Origin of the sequence: Achromobacter sp. ES-001 (genome assembly GCF_019448355.1) — a bacterium.
GTDB classification, from domain to species: Bacteria; Pseudomonadota; Gammaproteobacteria; order Burkholderiales; family Burkholderiaceae_B; genus Achromobacter; species Achromobacter spanius_B.
In genome coordinates, this window is the sequence record NZ_CP079940.1 from 1574942 (window position 1) to 1593768 (window position 18827).

An 18827-nucleotide genomic window follows, 5' to 3' on the forward strand; every position below is an offset into this window, starting at 1 on the left:
AAACAAAATGGCTATTACCGACGTCGTCGTCCCCCAACTTTCCGAATCCGTCTCCGAAGCGACCCTGCTGACCTGGAAGAAGCAGCCGGGCGCTGCCGTTGAAGCGGACGAAATCCTGATCGAAGTCGAAACCGACAAGGTCGTGCTGGAAGTGCCGGCTCCCGCCTCGGGCGTGCTGGCTGAAATCGTCAAGGGCGATGGCAGCACCGTGACCTCGGGCGAAGTGCTGGCCCGCATCGACACCGCCGCCAAGGCCGCCGCCGCCGCGACCGCCCCGGCCGAAGCCCCCAAGGCCGCTGAACAAGCCGCTGCCGCCCCGGCACCCGCCGCCGCGCCCGCTTCGTCGGCTGCCGCCGGCGTGGCATCGCCCGCCGCCGCCAAGATCCTGGCCGAGAAGGGCGTTGACGCCGCTTCCGTGTCCGGCACCGGCCGCGACGGCCGCGTGACCAAGGGCGACGCCCTGGCCGCCGGCGCTCCTGCCGCCAAGGCCGCTCCGGCCAAGGCGCCGGCTGCTCCCGCCCCGACCACGCTGTCGCTGGACGGCCGTCCGGAACAGCGCGTGCCGATGAGCCGCCTGCGCGCCCGCATCGCCGAGCGCCTGCTGCAATCGCAGCAAGAAAACGCAATCCTGACCACGTTCAACGAAGTGAACATGCAAGCGGTCATCGATCTGCGCAGCAAGTACAAGGACAAGTTCGAAAAGGAACACGGCATCAAGCTGGGCTTCATGTCGTTCTTCGTCAAGGCCGCCGTGGCTGCCCTGAAGAAGTACCCGCTGATCAATGCCTCGATCGACGGCAAGGACATCATCTATCACGGCTACTTCGACATCGGTATCGCTGTCGGCAGCCCGCGTGGCCTGGTGGTGCCGATCCTGCGCAACGCCGACCAGCTGTCCATCGCTGAAATCGAAAAGACCATCGCCGACTTCGGCCGCCGCGCCGCTGACGGCAAGCTGGGCATTGAAGAAATGACCGGCGGTACGTTCTCGATCTCCAACGGTGGCGTGTTCGGTTCGATGCTGTCGACTCCGATCATCAACCCGCCGCAATCGGCCATCCTGGGCGTGCACGCCACCAAGGATCGCGCTGTTGTCGAAAACGGCCAGATCGTCATCCGCCCGATGAATTACCTGGCGCTGTCCTATGACCACCGCATCATCGACGGCCGCGAAGCCGTGCTGGGCTTGGTCGCCATGAAGGACGCCCTGGAAGATCCGCAGCGTCTGTTGCTGGACCTGTAATCTCGACGCCCCGCGTGGCGCCGCTCCGGGCCTTCCGGATCGCGGCGCCCCGGCCGGCCTGGCGCCGGCCTCCGGCTCACCAGCGTCGGGCGGGGCGTGTTCCACCCCACACTCATCCGCGAGAACACTATGTCCAAACAATTTGACGTCGTCGTGATCGGCGCAGGCCCTGGCGGCTACATCGCCGCTATTCGCGCAGCCCAACTGGGCATGTCGGTCGCTTGCATCGACGCCTGGCAAAACGGCCAAGGCGGCCCGGCTCCCGGCGGCACCTGCACCAACGTTGGCTGCATCCCGTCCAAGGCGTTGCTGCAATCGTCCGAACACTTTGAACAAGCCAACCACCACTTCGCCGAACACGGCATCGAAGTCAAGGGCGTCAGCCTGAAGCTCGATACGCTGATCGGCCGCAAGAACACGGTGGTCAAGCAGAACAACGACGGCATCCTGTACCTGTTCAAGAAGAACAAGGTCACCTTCTTCCACGGCAAGGGCGCGTTCAGCGGCCAAGTGGAAGGCGGCTGGGCCATCAAGGTCACCGGCACCGCCGAAGAAGACCTGGTGGCCAAGCACGTGGTGGTGGCGACCGGTTCGTCGGCTCGCGAACTGCCCGGCCTGCCGTTCGACGAAAAGGTTGTGCTGTCCAACGACGGCGCGCTGAACATCGGCGGCGTCCCCAAGACGCTGGGCGTGATCGGCGCCGGTGTGATCGGCCTGGAAATGGGCAGCGTGTGGCGCCGCCTGGGTTCCGACGTCACCATCCTGGAAGCGATGCCGGAATTCCTGGCCGCCGCTGACAGCCAGGTGGCCAAGGAAGCGCTGAAGGCGTTCACCAAGCAAGGCCTGAACATCCAGATGGGTGTGAAGATCGGCGAGATCAAGGCCACCGCCAAGTCGGTGACCGTGCCTTATGTCGACGCCAAGGGCGCCGAGCAAAAGCTGGTGGTCGACAAGCTGATCGTCTCGATCGGCCGCGTGCCTTACACCGGCGGCCTGAACGCCGACGCCGTGGGCTTGAAGCTGGACGAACGCGGCTTCGTGGCCGTGGACGGCGACTGCAAGACCAACCTGCAAAACGTCTGGGCAGTGGGTGACGTCGTGCGTGGCCCGATGCTGGCGCACAAGGCCGAAGAAGAAGGCGTGGCGGTTGCCGAGCGCATCGCCGGCCAGCATGGCCACGTCAACTTCGACACCGTGCCGTGGGTGATCTACACGTCGCCGGAAATTGCTTGGGTCGGCAAGACCGAGCAGCAGCTCAAGGCCGAAGGCCGCGAGTACAAGGCCGGCAGCTTCCCGTTCCTGGCCAACGGCCGCGCCCGCGCGCTGGGCGACACCACCGGTTTTGCCAAGGTGATCGCCGATGCCAAGACCGACGAAGTCCTGGGCGTGCACATCGTGGGCCCGATGGCCTCGGAACTGATCTCGGAAGCCGTGACCATCATGGAATTCCGTGGCGCCGCCGAAGACATCGCCCGCATCTGCCACGCGCACCCGACGCTGTCGGAAGCCGTGAAGGAAGCCGCTCTGGCCGTGGACAAGCGCGCGCTGAATTTCTAAGCGTCCTTGACCTGAGCTAGACAGGGGGCGGGTTCAAGGACCCGCCCTTTTTTCATTTTGGTTGCTTGAGCTGAACCCCATGAACGTCCTCGAATACTACGAACACGCCCTGGCCGAACGTGGCTACAAGCCCGATGCCGCGCAAAAGCTGGCCATCGACCGCTTGCAGCGCTATTACGACGAGTGGGTCAAGTTCAAGTCGATGCGCTCGAATGCCCTGAAAAAGCTGCTGAACCGGCCCGACGTGCCGCGTGGCGTGTATCTGTGGGGTGGGGTGGGGCGCGGCAAGAGCTTCCTGATGGACGCCTTCTACGCGACCGTGCCCGTGGTGCGCAAGACGCGCCTGCACTTTCACGAGTTCATGCGCGGCGTGCATCGCGAGCTGGAAGAAGTAAAGGGCATGCAAGACCCGCTGGACGAAGTGGCCAAGCGCGTCGCCAAGCGTTACCGGCTGATCTGCTTTGACGAGTTCCACGTGTCGGACGTGGCCGACGCGATGATCCTGCATCGGCTGCTGCTCAAGCTGTTTGAATACGGCACGTCGTTCATCATGACGTCCAACTACGAACCGTCCACCTTGTACACGGACGGCCTGCACCGCGACCGCGTGCTGCCCGCCATTGCGCTGATCCAGTCGCGCATGGACGTGATGAACGTGGACGCGGGCGTGGACTACCGCCGCCGCTCGCTGGAGCAGGTGCAGTGTTATCACACGCCGCTGGACGAACACGCGCAGGCTGCGCTGAAGAAGGCGTTCGACAGCCTTGCCGATACGCCGCCGCAGGAACCCTTGCTGCACATCGAGCACCGCGAGATCCGCGCCGTGGCGCTGGCCGGTTCGGTGGTGTGGTTTGATTTCGCCACGCTTTGCGGCGGCCCGCGTTCGCAGAACGACTACCTGGAATTGGCCAACCGATTCCACGCCGTGATCCTGTCGGGCGTGCCCAGGATGGGCCCGCGCCAGGCATCCGAGGCGCGCCGCTTCACCTGGTTGATCGACGTGTTCTACGACCACCGCGTCAAGCTCATCATGTCGGCTGAGTGCGAGCCCGAAGAGATCTACACGGAAGGGGCGCTGGCCAACGAATTCCATCGCACCGTCTCGCGCATTCTTGAAATGCAATCGCGCGAATATCTGGAATCCGAGCGCCGCCTGACGGCGACGTTGTAGTAATGCCGCAAGCGGCCCGTCTGGGGCGAGCCGCTTGTACATAGCATTGGTAATGCAAGTCATTATCACTTAAGATTTTGACACTTCAGGTTCCGCACCGCGGTCTCAATTGTGTCTTCCTCTTTGTTTTCCCCACCGGCTACGTGCGCGGACGCCGCGATCGCGCCTGTTGACGGGCTGTATCGCGAGCACCGGCCATGGCTGTTTGGATGGTTGCGCCGCAAGCTGGGCTGCGAGCATCGCGCCGAAGATCTGGCACAGGACGTTTTTGTCCGGCTGATTCAGGGCCGCAAGGCGGTGCGCGCGACCGATGCACGCGCCTTGCTGACCACGATCGCGAAGGGGCTGGTTGTGGACCATCAGCGCCATGCCGCGCTGGAATATGCCTATCTGAACTACCTGGCCACGCTTGAGCAGGCTTACGCCCCGTCGCCCGAGACACAGGCCGAACAACTGCAAGCGCTGGTGCGTCTGGACCGCCTGCTTGACGGCTTGCCGCCCAAGGCGCGTTCCGCATTTCTGATGTCGCAGCTGGATGGGCTGACCTATCCCGACATCGCGCAGCGTCTGGGCGTATCGCTCAGTTCCGTTCAGCAGTACATGGTGCGGGCGATGGCCGCCTGCTATGCCGCATTCTATGAATAACGCCGCCCGAGGCGCCCCGCCGGATGCCGTGGTGCGCCAGGCCATCGCCTGGTGGACCCGCTTGCAAAGTGGCGTGGCGAATGCCCGCGACCACGAGTCCTGTCGCGCGTGGCTGGATGCGGATGCTGCCCATCGACAAGCCTGGGATCGCCTGGAGGCCATCGGCCGCGATACGCGCCGCGTGCCGGCGGCGTTGGCCCATGCCGCGTTGAGCTCGCCAAGCTCCCCGGGCCGCCGCAACGCATTGCGCGGCTTGCTGAGCCTGACGGGCGTGGCCGCCATCGGATGGGCAGGCTATCGGCACACGCCCTGGCAACGCCTGGCGGCTGACCTTAGCACCCGCGTGGGGGAACGCCGTACCGTGGCGCTGGCCGACGGCCTGACCATCACGCTGAACAGCGATAGCGCCGTGCGCCTGCATCTGTCGGGCGCCGCGCGCGGCATCGACCTGCTGCGCGGCGAGATGTTGGTAAATACGCAACCGCGCGCGGGCGTGGATGCGCTGCGCGTGATCGCGGGCGATGGCGAACTGCGTGCCGAGCGCGCGCGGTTCGATCTGCATCGCACCGACGCAGGCTTGCGGCTGGGCGTGTACGAAGGCAGCGTGGGACTGCTGCGCCAGGGCGCCTGGACGCACGCCGACGCCGGCGAGCGGCTGGCCTACACCGACCCCGACGCCGGCGCCGACGAGCTCGTGCGCAGCGCCGTCGACCCCGATCGGTTGGCCTGGGTGGACGGCATGGTGGTGGCCAAGGAGTGGCGGCTGGACGCGTTTGCGCGCTATCTGGCGCGCCAGCGCGTGGGCGTGATCCGCGTGGACCCCGCCGTGGCCGCCCTGACGCTGTCGGGCGTGTTCCCGCTGGACGATGCGGAACGGGCGTTGAAGGCGCTTGAGCCCGCGCTGCCCATCACGGTCACGCGGCACACGCAGTATTGGTTGCAGGTCGATCCTCGGCAAATCTGAGCGTTACAACTTTTTTGCCGGATGTCTTGCAGGTTTTTGCTTCCCGTACGGAAAGGCAGGGATAGATCACCGTACAGGGAGAGTTTCGTGTCTGCTTCATCTCAATCGCGCCTGCGCGCCACACTGACGGCCGGCCGCAAGGCCGTGCTGACCGCCACTTGCGCGGGCGCGCTTGCCGCCGGCATGCCCGCTGCGTGGGCACAGTCCGCGCCCGCCGCCGCCAACGCGCAGCGCAGCTACCAGATTCCCGCCGGTGCGCTGGCCGATGTGCTGACGCAATTCGCCCGCACGGCTGGCGTGGTGCTGTCGTTCGATCCGGCTTTGGTGCGCGGCCAGCGATCCGGCGGTTTGAATGGCGGCTATTCCGTGGGCGCCGGCTTTGCGCGCATCTTGGCGGGCAGCAGCCTGCAGGCGCGTGCGCAATCCGGCAATACCTGGACGCTGGTGCCCGCGCCTGCCTCGCCGTCAGGTGACGCGCATGTGCTGGCGCCGGTGACGGTGTCCGGCATGGCGGAAAGCGCGCTGGCGCCCACGGTGGGCTATGTGGCCAGCGCCAGCGTCAGCGCGACCAAGACCGACACACCGCTGATTGAAACGCCGCAATCGGTGTCGGTCATTACGCGCGAACAGATCACGGAGCAGGGCGCGCAGACGCTCAACCAGGTGCTGCGATACACCGCCGGCGTGGCGACCGAATCGCGCGGCGCCACCGCCACGCGGCTGGACCAGTTCAATGTGCGGGGCTTTTCCGCATCGTCTTATCTGGACGGCCTGCGCGTATTCGGTGGCCGCGATGCGCTGCCGCAAGTCGATGCCTATCGCCTCGAACGGGTGGACGTGCTGAAGGGCCCGGCGTCGGTCATGTACGGCCAGGGAGGCCCGGGCGGCGTGGTGAACCAGGTCAGCAAGCGACCGCTGGAAGAGACGCTGCGCGAAGTGGAGGTGCAGGTTGGCAACTACGACTATGGCCGAGCCAACTTCGACTTTGGCGGGCCGGTCGATGAAGACGGCAAGTTCTTGTATCGCCTGGTCGGCGCCGGCTATATGTCGGACGGCCAGGTGAAGGACACCAAAGAGCGCCGCTATTTTGTGTCGCCGGCCTTCACGTGGAAGCCCAGTGGCGATACCTCGCTGACCGTGCTGACCAATTTCCAGCGCGATCCGGACATGGGTTCGTACGGCAGCGTGTCGTCCATGCGTACGCTGTTGTCCGCGCCGGACGGCATCCGCCTCCCGGCGGATTACTACGATGGCGACGCCAATTTCGAAAAGAGCGACCGCAAGAGCTATTCATTGGGCTACGTGCTGGACCATCGGTTCAACGACACGTTCAAAGCCACGCAAAGCCTGCGCTGGACCCGTTCCGAAGCCAAGTACCGCAGCGTGTACGGCGCCATGACGAACAACTACGGCTATACGGACCGCACCTATCTGTACCAGCAGCGCGCGGCGATCGCCACGGACGTGGATGTGGGCGCACTGACCATCGACAACAATGTGCAGGCCCGCTTCAACACCGGCAGCTTTGGTCACACCGCGTTGCTGGGCTTTGACTACCAGCACGTGAAGACGGACACGTTGTCGGGATCCGGCAGCGCGCCGCCGCTGTACGTGTTGAACCCGGATAACCGACAGCACATCGCCACTCCGGCATTTTCGTCGGATGCCACGTCCAGGCAGTACCAGGCCGGCTTGTACTTCCAGGACCAGATCAAGATCGACCGCCTGTCGGTGTTGCTGGGCGGGCGCTATGACTGGGCCCGCACCGTGGGCGAAACCACGGCAATTTCCAGCGGCCGCGTCACCCCGTCGTCGCTGACCGCCGAGAAGTTCACGGGCCGCGCGGGCGTCATCTACAACTTCGATAATGGCGTGGCGCCGTACTTCAGCTATTCGGAATCGTTCGAGCCGCAGTCGGGCACGGGTTGGCAAAACGTGCCGTTCAAGCCCATCGAGGGCAAGCAATACGAAGTCGGCATCAAGTACCAGCCGCCGGGCAGCGCAACGTTGCTGACCTTCGCCGCCTTTGATATCCGACGCGAGAACATGACGACAACCGATCCGGATCCCACCCACGTATGCGGCACGGCCGGCGGGCGCTGCTCGATCCAGGCGGGCGAGCTGCGCACGCAGGGGATTGAGCTGGAAGCCAAGAGCGAGCCGCTGCGCGGTCTGACGCTGGTGGCGGCGTATTCGCTGATGGACAACGAATATTCCAAGGCCAATCCGAACCTGACGGGCTTGAACCTCAAAGGTAAATCGCCGGCCGGCGTACCGTCGCAACAGGCGTCCGCATGGGCACGCTACCAGCTGCAAGGGGGGCCGCTGGCGGGCATGGGCGTGGGCGGCGGCGTCCGTTATATCGGCTCGTCGTTCGTTGACGAAGCCAATACCTACAAGGTGCCTTCCGTCACGCTGTTCGACTTGATGCTGGACTATGACCTTGGCCGCGTGTCGCCCTCGTTGAAGGGCATGCAAGTGGCGTTGAACGTGCAGAACCTGTTCGACAAGGAGTATGTCGCGTCGTGCCTGGGTGAGTCCTGGTGCTGGTACGGTTACCAGCGTTCGGTGAAGGCCAGCGTGCGTTATCGCTGGTAAACCGGGAGTACAAAGCGCGGCAGGTTGCGCCGCAGCGGGCGGACCGATGGCCCGCCCGCTGCGCTCAGGGGCTGCACTTCAGGGGCTGCACTTCAGGGGCTGCATTTCGAGGGCTGCATTTCGAGGGCTGCACCTCCGGGGCTGCACCCCGGAGGCCGCGTTTCGAGCACCGTGCCTCAGGCGCTGCGCGCCTCTGCGACAAACGCGCGCCAGCGTGCAAGAAACGCCTCGCGACCGGCAGAGGCTTCGGCTTCATCGACCGGCACGATCTTGATGTCGGCAAGCGGCGGCATGTCCAGGTGCTTGCTGACGTCGATGTCGTCGCGGCTGGGGCGGCGATAGGCGTTTTGCAGCAATGCCAATTGCATCTCGCGCGACAGCAGCAGGTCGTACATCAGGCCGGCGGCCTGCGGGTTGGGCGAGTTCTTCACCATGGCCATGTTGTCGGCCACGGTGAAGGTGCCGTCCGACGGGTACATGATGCCGATTTCCTTCTGGCCGCCCGCCACATAGGGATACGCCGTCGATTCGAAGGTGATGCCCACGGCGTATTCCCCCTGGCCCACGCTGCGCACCACATGCGAGGCCGCGCTGGAGACGCTGACGTTGCGCGCCAGCGCCCGCAAGCCGTCGGTACCGAGGACACGCTCGATGCCCCACAACGCGGTAAAGGCTGTGGAACTGTTGCCGGGGTCGCCGATGATGACCTTGCCTTTGAAGCGGCGGTCGGTCAGGTCGGCCCACGACGTGGGCGCGGGGCCGGACAGCTGCCGCGCATTGACCATGCCGACCACGACGTGCAGGTTGGCGGCCATCCAGAGGTCGTCCGGGCCATGCAGGGGTACGGGAATCGCGGCGATGTGCCGTGAGCGGTAAGGCTCGAACAAGGCGCGGTAGCCGTGCATGACGTTGGCGCTGGATGTCCAGAAAAGATCGCCCTTGGGCTGGCCCGCTTCGGCTTCGATTCGTTTCAGCAACTGGCTGCTGCCGCCCGCCACCGTGCTGGGCTTGATATGGGGCAGCAGGTCGCGCGCGAGATCGCTGGCGGTCTCGACGGACTGCGCGTTCAAGGTGGTGTACAGAACGACTTTTTCGGCCCGCTGCGCCAGCGCCTGGGCGGGCAGCGCGCCGATGCCTCCGGTGACGGCCAGCAGCTTGAGCACCTGGCGGCGGTTGAAAGAGGGAAGCTGGATCATGGCGGTTCCTTGTTGGGTGGGGTGTAAGAGCCCGGCTCAGGCAAAGAGCCGGATATTGAAGACACGGGTCGCCAGCAGCACCGGCGCCAGAATCACGGCGATCAGCACCAGACCATAGGCCGATGCCTGCGCCATGAGGCCGCTGTCGATCAAGCGGAAAATCTGGATGGGCAGCGTTTCATGGCCCGGCGAATACACAATGACTGACGCGCTCAGTTCGGAGACGGTGGTGGTCCAGGTCAGGACGGCGGCCGCGGCGATCGCGGGCGCCATCAATGGCAGCACCACCTTCAAGAAGGACGCCAGCGGCGGCACTCCCAGGCTGATGGATGCCTCTTCGATGGAATCGGGCAGGTTGAACAGCGTGGACGACGCGTTGCGCACGCCAAACGGCAGCCGCCGCACGATGTAGGCCAGCACGATCAATGACGCGGTGCCGGACAAATCGAACGCGCCATGGCCGAAGGTCATCAATAGGCCGATGCCGATTACCGTGCCGGACAGCGCCAACGGAATCGAGCTGAGGTAATCCAGCCAAGGCGTCAACACATTGCGCTTCTTGACGATGAGGTAGCTGGCCAGCGTGCTGAAGGCAATGGCGATCAGCGTGGCGGCGCCGGCGAACAAGACGGAGTTCAGCACCGGGCCGGGGGCATTGATCAGCACGCGTTCCAGATGCGCAAGCGTCCATTCACCCCAACGCATGACCGGGCCGTGCGCGCGCGTGAAGGCGCCCACGGCCAGGGTGGCCAGCGGCAACATCGACAGCGTCATCACAGCCAGCGCCGCCCCCGCCATCGCCAGCCCGCCCGGCCCGCGTATCGGCGTCTCGGGCGCGGCGCGCCCTTGCGTGATTTCATAGCGGCCACGCGACACGATCCAGCGTTGTAGGAACAGGGCCAGCATCACCAGGGCAATCGATGTGGTGGCCAGCGTGCTTTGCATGACCGGGTCGCTGCCGGTTTCGGACACGGACGCCTGATAGGTCAATACCGATAGCAGTTCGACCCGATGCCCGAGAATCATCGACGTGGCGAAATTGCCCACCACCATGGTGAAGACAAGCAGCGCGCTGGCCAGCACGGCGGGCAGCACGACGGGGGCCATTACCTTCAGGCGCGATATCGGCGGCGACGTACCCAGGCTTTGGGCGGCCTCTTCAAGCTGCGCATCAAAGCCACGGATAGCGGCCAGCGTGCCTATGTAGATGTACGCGTAATACGTGAACGTCATGACGGTCAGCAAGCCCGGCCAGCCGTAGAACGACGGCGGGTCCAGCCCCAGGCCGTCGCGCAGCGCGCGCGTCAGCACGCCGTTGTTGCCCAGGATCATCAGCCAGGTTTGCGCCCCGATGACTTCGGGAATGATGAGCGTGATCAAGGGCAGGATCGACACCAAGGCCTTGCCGGGATAGCGGTGTCGCGCGGTCAGGTAGGCCAGCGGCACGCCGATGGCGGCGGCCAGCAGCGTGACGCCGGCGCCCAGCAGCAAGGTGTTGCCGATGGCGCGCACATAACGCGGATCCGCCAGCATGATCTGCCAGCCGGACAGGCCTTCGTCGTTGCGGGCCAGCACGCTGGCCGACAGGATGTTCAGCACGGGCCACACCAGGAATACCAGCAACACGGCCAGCACCGCCAGCGACAACCACGTCCAGGGCGACCGCAGAATGGGGACCAGGCGCTTCATGATGCCAAGACCAGGGTTTTTTGCGGGTTGAACACCAGGTCCACCTCGGTTCCTCGTGCCAGCGCCGCGATCGGGTCGCCGTGCACGTCCACGTTCATATGGCGGCCGCTGGGCAGTTCGACGCGGTAGTTTGTCTTGATGCCCAGGTACTGCTGCGTCAGGATCCGCGCGGGCACGCCGGCCCCGGCGGTGGTGGACAGCAGGATGTCTTCGGGGCGCGCCACCAGAACGGCCTGGCCCGTCACGGGCACCGGGGCATGCGCGGCCACGGGGTGTCCATCGACCTGCAAGCGGACCGGCCCGATCTCATGCACGTGGCATTGCACGGGCAGCAGGTTGGCCGCACCGATGAAGTCCGCCACGTAGCCGCTGGCCGGCTGGCTGTAGATGTCGCGCGGCGTGCCCAACTGCGCCACGCGGCCCTGCTGCATGACGGCGATCTGGTCGGATAGCGCCAGCGCTTCTTCCTGGTCGTGGGTGACAAAGACGGTGGTGATGCCGGCCTCGCGCTGGAGCTCGGCGATGGTCTGGCGTACCTGGATGCGCAGCTTGGCGTCCAGGTTGGAAAGCGGTTCATCCATCAGCAGCACCTGCGGCTGGATGACCAGCGCGCGTGCAAGCGCGACGCGCTGCCGCTGTCCGCCGGACAATTCGGCGGGTAGTCTTGCCGCGTATTGCCCCAGGCCCACCCGTTCCAATGCCGCGGTCACCCGCTGCTGGATCTGGGCGGACGCCACCTTTCTTGCGCGCAGCCCGTACGCCGCGTTGTCGAACACGCTGCGGTTGGGAAACAGTGCGTAGTCCTGGAACACCATGCCGATGTTGCGTTGGTGCGCGGGCAGGCGGGTCACGTCCTTGCCGCCGAAACGCAGGTGGCCGGATGCAATGGGCGTGAATCCCGCGATGGCGCGCAGCAGGGTGGTCTTGCCGCAGCCGCTGGGCCCCAGCAAGGTAAAAAAGGCGCCGGGAGGAATATCCAGGCTCAGGCCGTCGATGACGCGCTGATCGCCGTACGAAATGCAGAGTTTTTCAATGCGGATGTCCATGCCCGGGGGCTCCTGATGCGTGCAAGTGTGGGGGTGGAAGAATCAATCCATTGCCATTGCCTGGCGCACCAGCTGCAGGGCTTGCCGATGGCGTTCCGGGTCGCCCGCGGCCAGGATGCGCGACGCCGGGTTGTCCAGCCCGAGCGGCCGGCCGTTCCAGTCCGTAATGACGCCCCCGGCGCCCTGGATGACGGGGATGAAAGGCGCGTAGTCGTAAAGCGCCAGGCGAGCGTCGATGGCGATGTCGGTGCGGCCGGCGGCCAGCAGCCCATACGCCAGGCAGCATCCGCCGTAGATGCGCCAGCGGGTACGTTCCCGCAGCGCCTGGAAGGCGGGAAGCTCGTCGGGCGCGTAGAAGTCCGGGTTGCTGGTGCTGAGCATCGCATCGCCCAGTTGGGCGCAGGCGCGCGTGTGGCAGGGCACGCCGTGATGCAGGGTGGGGCGTCCGGCAGCGCCGACCCAGCGGTCGCCCGTGGCGGGGAAATCCATGACGCCCAGCACCGGCGTGCCGCGCTGCATAAGCGCGATCAAGGTGCCGAAGACCGGCACGCCGGCAAGAAAGGGCGCGGTGCCGTCGATGGGGTCAAGCACCCAGACATACTCGGCGTCCAGCCGGACGGTGCCACCTTCTTCTCCGTAGATGCCGTGTTGCGGGTAGGCGGCTTCAATGCGCTCGCGCAGGTGCGCTTCGATGGCCTGGTCCAGGGCGGTGACCAGGCTGCGGTCCGGTTTGATTTCCGTGCGCGGCAGGCGGGGTGTGGCGGCGTCGGCGCTGGCACTGGCGTCGGCACTGGCACTGGCACTGGCATTGCCGCTATCGGCGTAGGCTGAGTCGCGCAGGTATGGCGCGTACATTTTCCGCGCCTCGTCAGCCAAGCCTTGCGCGAACGCGATGTGGGCGTCCAGGGTGTTCGTCATGAAGGTTTCCTTAGTCGAGCGAATTGCCGGATGAGGACGCGATGGCCGCCAGCGTGTCGATGCGGGCGGGCGCAAGCAGATGCCGCGGCGGTAAGGGCTGCCAGCCATAAAGCGCTTGGGTGGCGGCGCCGCAGATGCGGCCCTGGCAGGCGCCCATGCCGCAACGCGTGTGCAGCTTGGCGTCGGTCCAGTTTTGATGCGCCGCAAGCGCGGACTGCGGCACGTCTTCGCATCGGCAAATCAGGGTGTCGGGGCGTGCCAGGGACAACAGCGGCGCGCGGAGCGCGAAGGGGGTGCGTAGCGCGTCGGCGAACTCCTGCCAACGTGCAAGATCGTTCGACAGGCGCGCGGCCTGGGTAAGTTCGCCCACCGCCGCATGGCCGGCGCGCGCGCCCTGTACCCGGGCGCGTTCGTTGCCGCCGATGCCCGTGCATTCGCCTGCCGCGAAGATGCCTGGGACGGTGGTTTGCTGCATGTCATCCACTTGCAGGCCTGCGTGCGGGTCCAATTCGCAGCCCAGCATCTGGCCCAGCTTGATGTTGGGCACCAGGCCAAAACCGCAGGCCAAGCGATGGCAGGCGATGGTTTCTTCGCCGTCGGCTCGGCGCAGCCGCACCTGTTGCACGCGCCCATCGCCGGTGGCTTCCAGCACGTGGCTGGAAGCTCGGTAGTGCGGGTTGAACAGCGCGGCGGCCTGCGCGGCCTTGGCGGGCCAGCGGTGCAAGCGATAGCCAAAGCGCAGCAAGGCGCGCCAGTCTGCTTGCTCGGCAATGCGCACGACGCGCGCGCCCGCCCGATGGGCGGCATGCGCCGCGGCAAGCAGCAAGGGGCCCGTGCCGGCGATGACGATGCGCTTGCCGCGCAGCCTTACGCCCGCCTTTATCAAGGCTTGCAGGCCGCCCGCGCCGGTCACGCCAGGCAAGGTCCAGCCGGGAAACGGCAACAGCAGCTCGCGAGCGCCGGTGCACAGGATCAGCGCGCCATAGTGCTGCGCCCAACCTTGGCGCGCATTCTCCAGCATCAGCGCCCGTTGGCCAGGCAAGCCGGCCATGCCGATGACACGGGTGTCGCCAAGCAGCGTGATATTCGAATATCGCGCCAGTTGTTCACGCAGGCGTCGGGCCAGGGCGGGCACGGAGGCGCCTGGCCCATCACGCCAGATCTGGCCGCCGGGTGCGGCGTTGTCGTCGACCAGCACAATGGCGCGTCCGCTGGGCGCGGCCGCCAGCGCGGCGGACATCCCCGCAGGCCCGGCGCCGATGATGAGCAGGTCGCAGGCGTTAGCGGCATCGTCTTGTGCAAGGGGGGCGTCAGGCGGGGTGCCGTGCTCCAGTACCGTGTCCACGCGCATGCCTTCGTGGCAGCGGGCTTGGCAGGCCAGGCGCAGGTGGCCATCGACCAGGACCCGGCATTCGTGACAGACGCCCATGCCGCAGAATGCCGCGCGTTTTTCGCCTGACACCGATACGCGCGAGTTGCCGGGCGACCTGGCGGCCAACGCGGCGGCGACGCTGCTGCCCGGCTCCACGCGCATCGGCCGGCCGTCCAGCAGGATACGAAGGCGGGCGGAGTCTCGCGGATGCGTCATGGCGTTACCTCGTCAAATGAGCGGGATGGTGCAAAGGGCGCGGCAGCCAGCGGCGGCGTTGCGTTGGTCATCAGGGCGGTCAGCAAGGCGGCGGTGGCGGGCGCGGTGGTGACGCCCAGGCCTTCATGGCCCAAGGCCAGCCAGAGCCCGGCGCGGGTGGGATGCGGACCGATCAGCGGCAGGCCGTCGGGTGTGGCGGCACGCACGCCTGTCCAGGTGCGGATAAGGTTCATGCCCGACAGGCCCGGCAGGAAGTCGGTGGCCCGCTTGAGCATGCGGGCCAGCACCATGGGATCGATGTCGGAATCGGCTTGCCCGATCTGCCGTGAAGAGCCGATCAGCAGTTGCCCGGTGGGACGGGGCTGCACATTGAATGCCACGGCGGCCCCGTCGCGCTGCTGGGTGCTGGCCATGTAGCCAAGCTCGACCAGTTGGTGGCGGATGCCGGTTGGGTAGCGGTCCGTGATGGCCAGATGGCCTTTTTTGGGTGCAAGGGGCAAGTCGTCGCAAAGGTGGGCGGCCAACATGCCTGCCGCCAGCACGACGGCCTTGGCATTGCGCCGCGAGCCATCGGCCAGCATGGCGCCTTGCTCGTCGATCATGTCGACGCGGACGGCCTCGAATGACACGCCGGGTGGCGCATGCGTCAACAGCCAGCGCGCCGCGTTGGGGGCGTACAGCAGGCCGTCGCCGGGTACGTGCAGCGCGCCGGCCAGGCCGCTGCGCAAGAATGGTTCGGCATCGGCCAGTTGCCGCGCGGTAAGCAGCGTGGCGGCTACCCCCAGGTGGCCAAGCCGCGCGTGCTTGCGTTCGGCTTCGGTCATGTCGTCGCTAGTGGCAGCGACCCACAGCGTGCCGCATTCGGTGTAGGCGCAGGCGGGGTCCGCTGCGTTCATGCGCGGGCCCCATTGCCGCCAAGCGTCCATCGACAGGCTGCTCAGCGCCAGTTCGGCGGGGTCGCTGTCCATGACGACCAGATGCCCCATGCCGGCCTGCGTGGCCCCTTTCAGGCCGGCATCCAGCACATGCACCGACAGGCCGGCGGCCGCCAAGTGGTGCGCACAGGCAGCGCCGATAATGCCCGCGCCGACGATCAGCACGTCCTTCGAGGGGTGTGGCATGCGTAGGCTTCCGTGGCGATTAGCGATTAGCGATTAGCGATAACGATCAGCAAACGGCGATCAGCGTTCAGCAAATAACGGCCAGCAAATAACGGCCGGCAAATAACGGCCGGCGATCAAAGCCGGATGCCCCAACCGAAGGGGTCGTCGGGCTGGATCAGCAACGTGGATTCGGCGCAGATGTGCGCGCGCCCGCGGATGGTGGGAATGATCTGCCCGTCCGCCAGTTCATAGCTGCCCTGAAAGGTACTGCCGATGACACTGGCCTGCCGCCAGATTTGCCCGGGGGCCAGCTTGCCGTCCGCGGCCAGGCAGGCCAGCTTGGCGCTGGTACCGGTGCCGCACGGCGAGCGGTCATAGGCTTTGCCGGGACACAGCACGAAGTTGCGGCTGTCGGCGTTGGGGTCGGGGGCGAACAGTTCAACGTGGTCGATTTCCGCGCCATCGCGGCCGGTGATGCCCGACGCCTGCAACGCCTGGCGGATGGCCCAGGCGTACTCGGTGAGGGCATCAAGATTGTCTGGCGCAACGCGCTGCGTGTGCTGGCTGACCAGGAAGAACCAGTTACCGCCCCAGGCAACGTCGCCGATGACCTTGCCGTATTCGGGTACCTCGACGCATACGCCTTGGCGCAACCGGTAGGCGGGCACGTTGCGCACACTGACCGAGCCGTCTTCGTGCAGGGTGGCGCGGATCGTGCCCACCGGCGTTTCGATACCGTGCGCGCCGGGCTTGATGCGGCGCAGGTAGGCCAAGGTGGCGACCAGCCCGATGGTGCCGTGGCCGCACATGCCCAGGTACCCGGCGTTGTTGAAGAAGATCACGCCGGCGGCATTGACCGGGTTTTGTGGGGGGCACAGCAAGGCGCCCACCATGACGTCGCTGCCTCGGGGTTCAAGGACGGTTGCCGCGCGCCATGCGTCGTGCTTGTCGGCAAGGCGGCGTTGCCTTTGCGCCATGTCTCCGGCGCCCAGATCGGGAAAACCGGAGACGACCAGCCGGGTGGGTTCACCGCCGGTGTGGGAGTCGATGACACGGATCTGATTCATTGACGCGCCTTGTGCAGAGGTTGTGGACGTGCAGCGAGAAAGCGGTCCGGCAAGCCGTGGCTTGCCGGCGGACGAACAAGAAGCGAACGAACAAGCGAACGGGCTAGTCTAGGCAATTAAACGCGTGGCGTCGTGTCGTAGAGACCGCAACGCCACGCAATTTTTCACTTGGCGATTCAGCGATAACGCCATGACATTGCAGGTAATTCCTGGATGTCATCGGACGGAGTCATCGCCGGGCGGCAAGGGCGGTCAGGGCACCGACTGGTATTGCGCGGGGCGCGTTGCCAAGGCCTGCGCCACCACGCGTTCGATCAACGCGCGCTCTTCGCCGATCACCGGCAAGCGGGGCCGGCGCACGTGCTCGGTGCCCACGCCAACCAGCGCGTCGATCAGCTTCAGGTTCTGAACCAGCTTGGCGGATACGTCCAGATGCAGCAACGGCGTCATCCATTGATAAAGCGACAACGCTTCGGCGTATTTGCCGGCCTTCATCAGGTCGTAAAGCGCGACGGTTTCGCGGGGAAACGCGCAGCCCACGCCGGCAAGCAGGCCATCGCAACCCAGCGCCAGACCTTCGTAGGCCAGATCGTCCACGCCCAGAAAGATCTGGTAGCGATCGCCCACGGTATTGCGCAGGTCGGTCACGCGGCGGGTATCGCCCGAGCTGTCCTTCACGGCGGCGATCCACTTGCAATCGGCCAGCTCGGCCATGTGGGCCGGTGTCAGGTCCACGCGATAGGCCAGCGGGTTGTTGTAGACCATGATGGGCTGCTGCGCGGCCTCGGCCATGGTGCGCACATTGAGCATGGCCTCGCGGGCGTCCGCCACGTAGATCAGCGACGGCATGACCATGAAGCCCGCCACGCCCAGCTTGTTGGCGCCTTCGATGTATCGCAGCGCCTCGCGCGTGCTGGTCTCGGATACGTTCGCCAGCACCGGCACGCGGCCGCCGGACGCCTCCAGCGCGATCTTGGTGACCTCAAGCTTTTCTTCCAGCGTCAAGGTGCTGGCCTCGCCCAGGGAACCGCAGGTGACCATCCCATGGATGCCGTTGCGGATCTGGAAATCGATGTGTTTGGCGGTGCCTTCGGCGTCGATCCGTTCATCGGCGTGGAACTTGGTGGTGATGGCGGGAAAGATGCCTGTCCAGCGAGGGTGCGTCATGAGGAACTCCAGGGTTCACGTGCGGTGGGTGGCTTCAGATATATGGCTAATATATTTAATCCACAGGTTAAAGGAATGGGGGTTAACCAGGAATGGGGTTAACAGCGCCCGGCGTTCCGGCCCAAATTTCGATGGAAGTGGTAGTGAGAATGGTTATAATTCAGGCCGATAAAAAACAGGCATCGGCCGCGGGGCTTGTCTGTTGTCTTTATCAGACTAAAAAACCAAAGGAACCAGAATGAACCTTGCAAGGACTTTGGCGGCCATCGCCCTCATGGGGTGCGCGGGCGCTGCGCAGGCACACTTTGTTTGGCTGGAACGGGGCGGCGAAGGCGCGGCCAAGGCGTACTTCGGCGAATGGGCCGACGACGTGCGCGAAAAGCAGGATGGCTTGCTGGGCAAGGTCCTGGTGGCGCCTGTCGTGACCGCCGCTGACGGCACCGTGCTGAAGGCCTCGGCCAAGGGCACGGACTTTGTGGAGTACGCGGTGTCTGGAAAGGGCGACGTACGCCTGGCCCAGCCGATGCAGTTCAAGGAAACGCTGGTCAAGTACGGCGCCAAGGCCGGCCGCACCGATACGCAGGCCAAGCTGGACCTGGAACTGGTGCCCACCGCCGCCGGCGCCAACTCTTTTGTCCTGAACTTTGAAGGCAAGCCGCTGGCCAAGACCGAAGTGACCGTCTTTGGTCCGCCGAAGTGGGAAAAGCGCTTCTGGACCGATGAAAACGGTCGTATCGAAATCACGACGCCGTGGCCGGGCCAGTACGTGCTGGAAGCGGCGCACATGCAAGAGAAGGCGGGCGAGGCCGACGGTAAGACCTACGCCAAGATCCGCTACGTTTCCACCCTGACCTTCAACGTGAATCCGTGAAAGC

Annotated in this window: 15 protein-coding genes; 7 read left to right on the forward strand and 8 right to left on the reverse strand. The window is 65.6% G+C overall.

From position 1 onward, the window contains the following. Positions 1–7 precede the first annotated feature (7 nt). The 6 genes from odhB (at position 8) to KYT87_RS07040 (ending at position 8178) form a co-directional block, all read left to right on the forward strand. Entirely contained in the window at positions 8–1243 is a 1236-nt protein-coding gene (gene odhB / locus KYT87_RS07015) for a 2-oxoglutarate dehydrogenase complex dihydrolipoyllysine-residue succinyltransferase (RefSeq protein ID WP_046802674.1), read from the forward strand. Between the two features lie 129 nt (positions 1244–1372). Further along, positions 1373–2800 (forward strand): dihydrolipoyl dehydrogenase, encoded by a 1428-nt coding sequence (gene lpdA, locus KYT87_RS07020; protein WP_046802675.1) that lies wholly within the window; start codon positions 1373–1375, stop codon positions 2798–2800. A gap of 79 nt (positions 2801–2879) precedes the next feature. Beyond that, positions 2880–3971: a cell division protein ZapE gene (gene zapE, locus KYT87_RS07025; RefSeq protein ID WP_046802676.1), complete on the forward strand. Its 1092-nt coding sequence runs from the start codon at positions 2880–2882 to the stop codon at positions 3969–3971. A gap of 111 nt (positions 3972–4082) precedes the next feature. Next, entirely contained in the window at positions 4083–4616 is a 534-nt protein-coding gene (locus KYT87_RS07030) for a sigma-70 family RNA polymerase sigma factor (RefSeq protein ID WP_104143085.1), read from the forward strand. Continuing rightward, entirely contained in the window at positions 4609–5580 is a 972-nt protein-coding gene (locus tag KYT87_RS07035) for a FecR domain-containing protein (RefSeq protein ID WP_219991907.1), read from the forward strand. The genes KYT87_RS07030 and KYT87_RS07035 overlap by 8 nt, the downstream gene beginning before the upstream one ends. Before the next feature lie 183 nt (positions 5581–5763). Further along, positions 5764–8178 carry a TonB-dependent siderophore receptor gene (locus KYT87_RS07040; RefSeq protein ID WP_255594152.1) on the forward strand — a complete coding sequence of 805 codons (2415 nt, stop codon included), beginning with the start codon at positions 5764–5766 and terminating at the stop codon, positions 8176–8178. A 176-nt stretch (positions 8179–8354) separates the two neighbouring features. Here KYT87_RS07040 and KYT87_RS07045 read toward each other — a convergent pair whose 3' ends face one another. From KYT87_RS07045 to KYT87_RS07080, 8 genes are all read right to left on the reverse strand, one after another. After that, positions 8355–9374 (reverse strand): extracellular solute-binding protein, encoded by a 1020-nt coding sequence (locus KYT87_RS07045; RefSeq protein ID WP_219991909.1) that lies wholly within the window; start codon positions 9372–9374, stop codon positions 8355–8357. Between the two features lie 36 nt (positions 9375–9410). Continuing rightward, a complete protein-coding gene (locus tag KYT87_RS07050; RefSeq protein ID WP_046802680.1) occupies positions 9411–11063 on the reverse strand; it encodes an iron ABC transporter permease in 1653 nt (550 codons plus the stop codon). Further along, positions 11060–12109, reverse strand: coding sequence for an ABC transporter ATP-binding protein (locus tag KYT87_RS07055; RefSeq protein WP_219991910.1), 1050 nt, complete (start codon positions 12107–12109; stop codon positions 11060–11062). Before KYT87_RS07055 ends, KYT87_RS07050 begins: the two co-directional genes overlap by 4 nt. Before the next feature lie 42 nt (positions 12110–12151). Next, positions 12152–13027, reverse strand: coding sequence for an inositol monophosphatase family protein (locus KYT87_RS07060; protein ID WP_219991911.1), 876 nt, complete (start codon positions 13025–13027; stop codon positions 12152–12154). Positions 13028–13037: 10 nt separating this feature from the next. After that, the gene (locus KYT87_RS07065; protein ID WP_219991912.1) at positions 13038–14615 is read right to left on the reverse strand and encodes an FAD-dependent oxidoreductase; all 1578 of its coding nucleotides are present in this window, start codon (positions 14613–14615) and stop codon (positions 13038–13040) included. After that, entirely contained in the window at positions 14612–15736 is a 1125-nt protein-coding gene (locus KYT87_RS07070) for an FAD-binding oxidoreductase (RefSeq protein ID WP_219991913.1), read from the reverse strand. Before KYT87_RS07070 ends, KYT87_RS07065 begins: the two co-directional genes overlap by 4 nt. 116 nt (positions 15737–15852) lie before the next feature. Further along, positions 15853–16785 (reverse strand): 4-hydroxyproline epimerase, encoded by a 933-nt coding sequence (locus KYT87_RS07075; RefSeq protein ID WP_219991914.1) that lies wholly within the window; start codon positions 16783–16785, stop codon positions 15853–15855. A gap of 252 nt (positions 16786–17037) precedes the next feature. After that, a complete protein-coding gene (locus tag KYT87_RS07080) occupies positions 17038–17952 on the reverse strand; it encodes a dihydrodipicolinate synthase family protein (RefSeq protein WP_046802685.1) in 915 nt (304 codons plus the stop codon). 238 nt (positions 17953–18190) lie between these two features. Between KYT87_RS07080 and KYT87_RS07085 the strand changes: the two genes are divergently transcribed. Next, positions 18191–18823, forward strand: a complete 633-nt coding sequence (locus KYT87_RS07085; protein ID WP_104143099.1) for a DUF4198 domain-containing protein — start codon at positions 18191–18193, stop codon at positions 18821–18823. The last annotated feature ends 4 nt before the right edge of the window (positions 18824–18827 follow it).

Coding starts and splice junctions, on each gene's coding strand:
- lpdA (WP_046802675.1), top strand. CDS start 1,373: ATGTCCAAACAATTTGACGTCGTCGTGATCGGCGCAGGCCCTGGCGGC.
- KYT87_RS07060 (WP_219991911.1), bottom strand. CDS start 13,027: ATGACGAACACCCTGGACGCCCACATCGCGTTCGCGCAAGGCTTGGCT.
- KYT87_RS07080 (WP_046802685.1), bottom strand. CDS start 17,952: ATGACGCACCCTCGCTGGACAGGCATCTTTCCCGCCATCACCACCAAG.
- KYT87_RS07040 (WP_255594152.1), top strand. CDS start 5,764: ATGCCCGCTGCGTGGGCACAGTCCGCGCCCGCCGCCGCCAACGCGCAG.
- KYT87_RS07055 (WP_219991910.1), bottom strand. CDS start 12,109: ATGGACATCCGCATTGAAAAACTCTGCATTTCGTACGGCGATCAGCGC.
- KYT87_RS07075 (WP_219991914.1), bottom strand. CDS start 16,785: ATGAATCAGATCCGTGTCATCGACTCCCACACCGGCGGTGAACCCACC.
- KYT87_RS07070 (WP_219991913.1), bottom strand. CDS start 15,736: ATGCCACACCCCTCGAAGGACGTGCTGATCGTCGGCGCGGGCATTATC.
- KYT87_RS07050 (WP_046802680.1), bottom strand. CDS start 11,063: ATGAAGCGCCTGGTCCCCATTCTGCGGTCGCCCTGGACGTGGTTGTCG.
- odhB (WP_046802674.1), top strand. CDS start 8: ATGGCTATTACCGACGTCGTCGTCCCCCAACTTTCCGAATCCGTCTCC.
- KYT87_RS07065 (WP_219991912.1), bottom strand. CDS start 14,615: ATGACGCATCCGCGAGACTCCGCCCGCCTTCGTATCCTGCTGGACGGC.
- KYT87_RS07045 (WP_219991909.1), bottom strand. CDS start 9,374: ATGATCCAGCTTCCCTCTTTCAACCGCCGCCAGGTGCTCAAGCTGCTG.
- KYT87_RS07035 (WP_219991907.1), top strand. CDS start 4,609: ATGAATAACGCCGCCCGAGGCGCCCCGCCGGATGCCGTGGTGCGCCAG.
- KYT87_RS07085 (WP_104143099.1), top strand. CDS start 18,191: ATGAACCTTGCAAGGACTTTGGCGGCCATCGCCCTCATGGGGTGCGCG.
- zapE (WP_046802676.1), top strand. CDS start 2,880: ATGAACGTCCTCGAATACTACGAACACGCCCTGGCCGAACGTGGCTAC.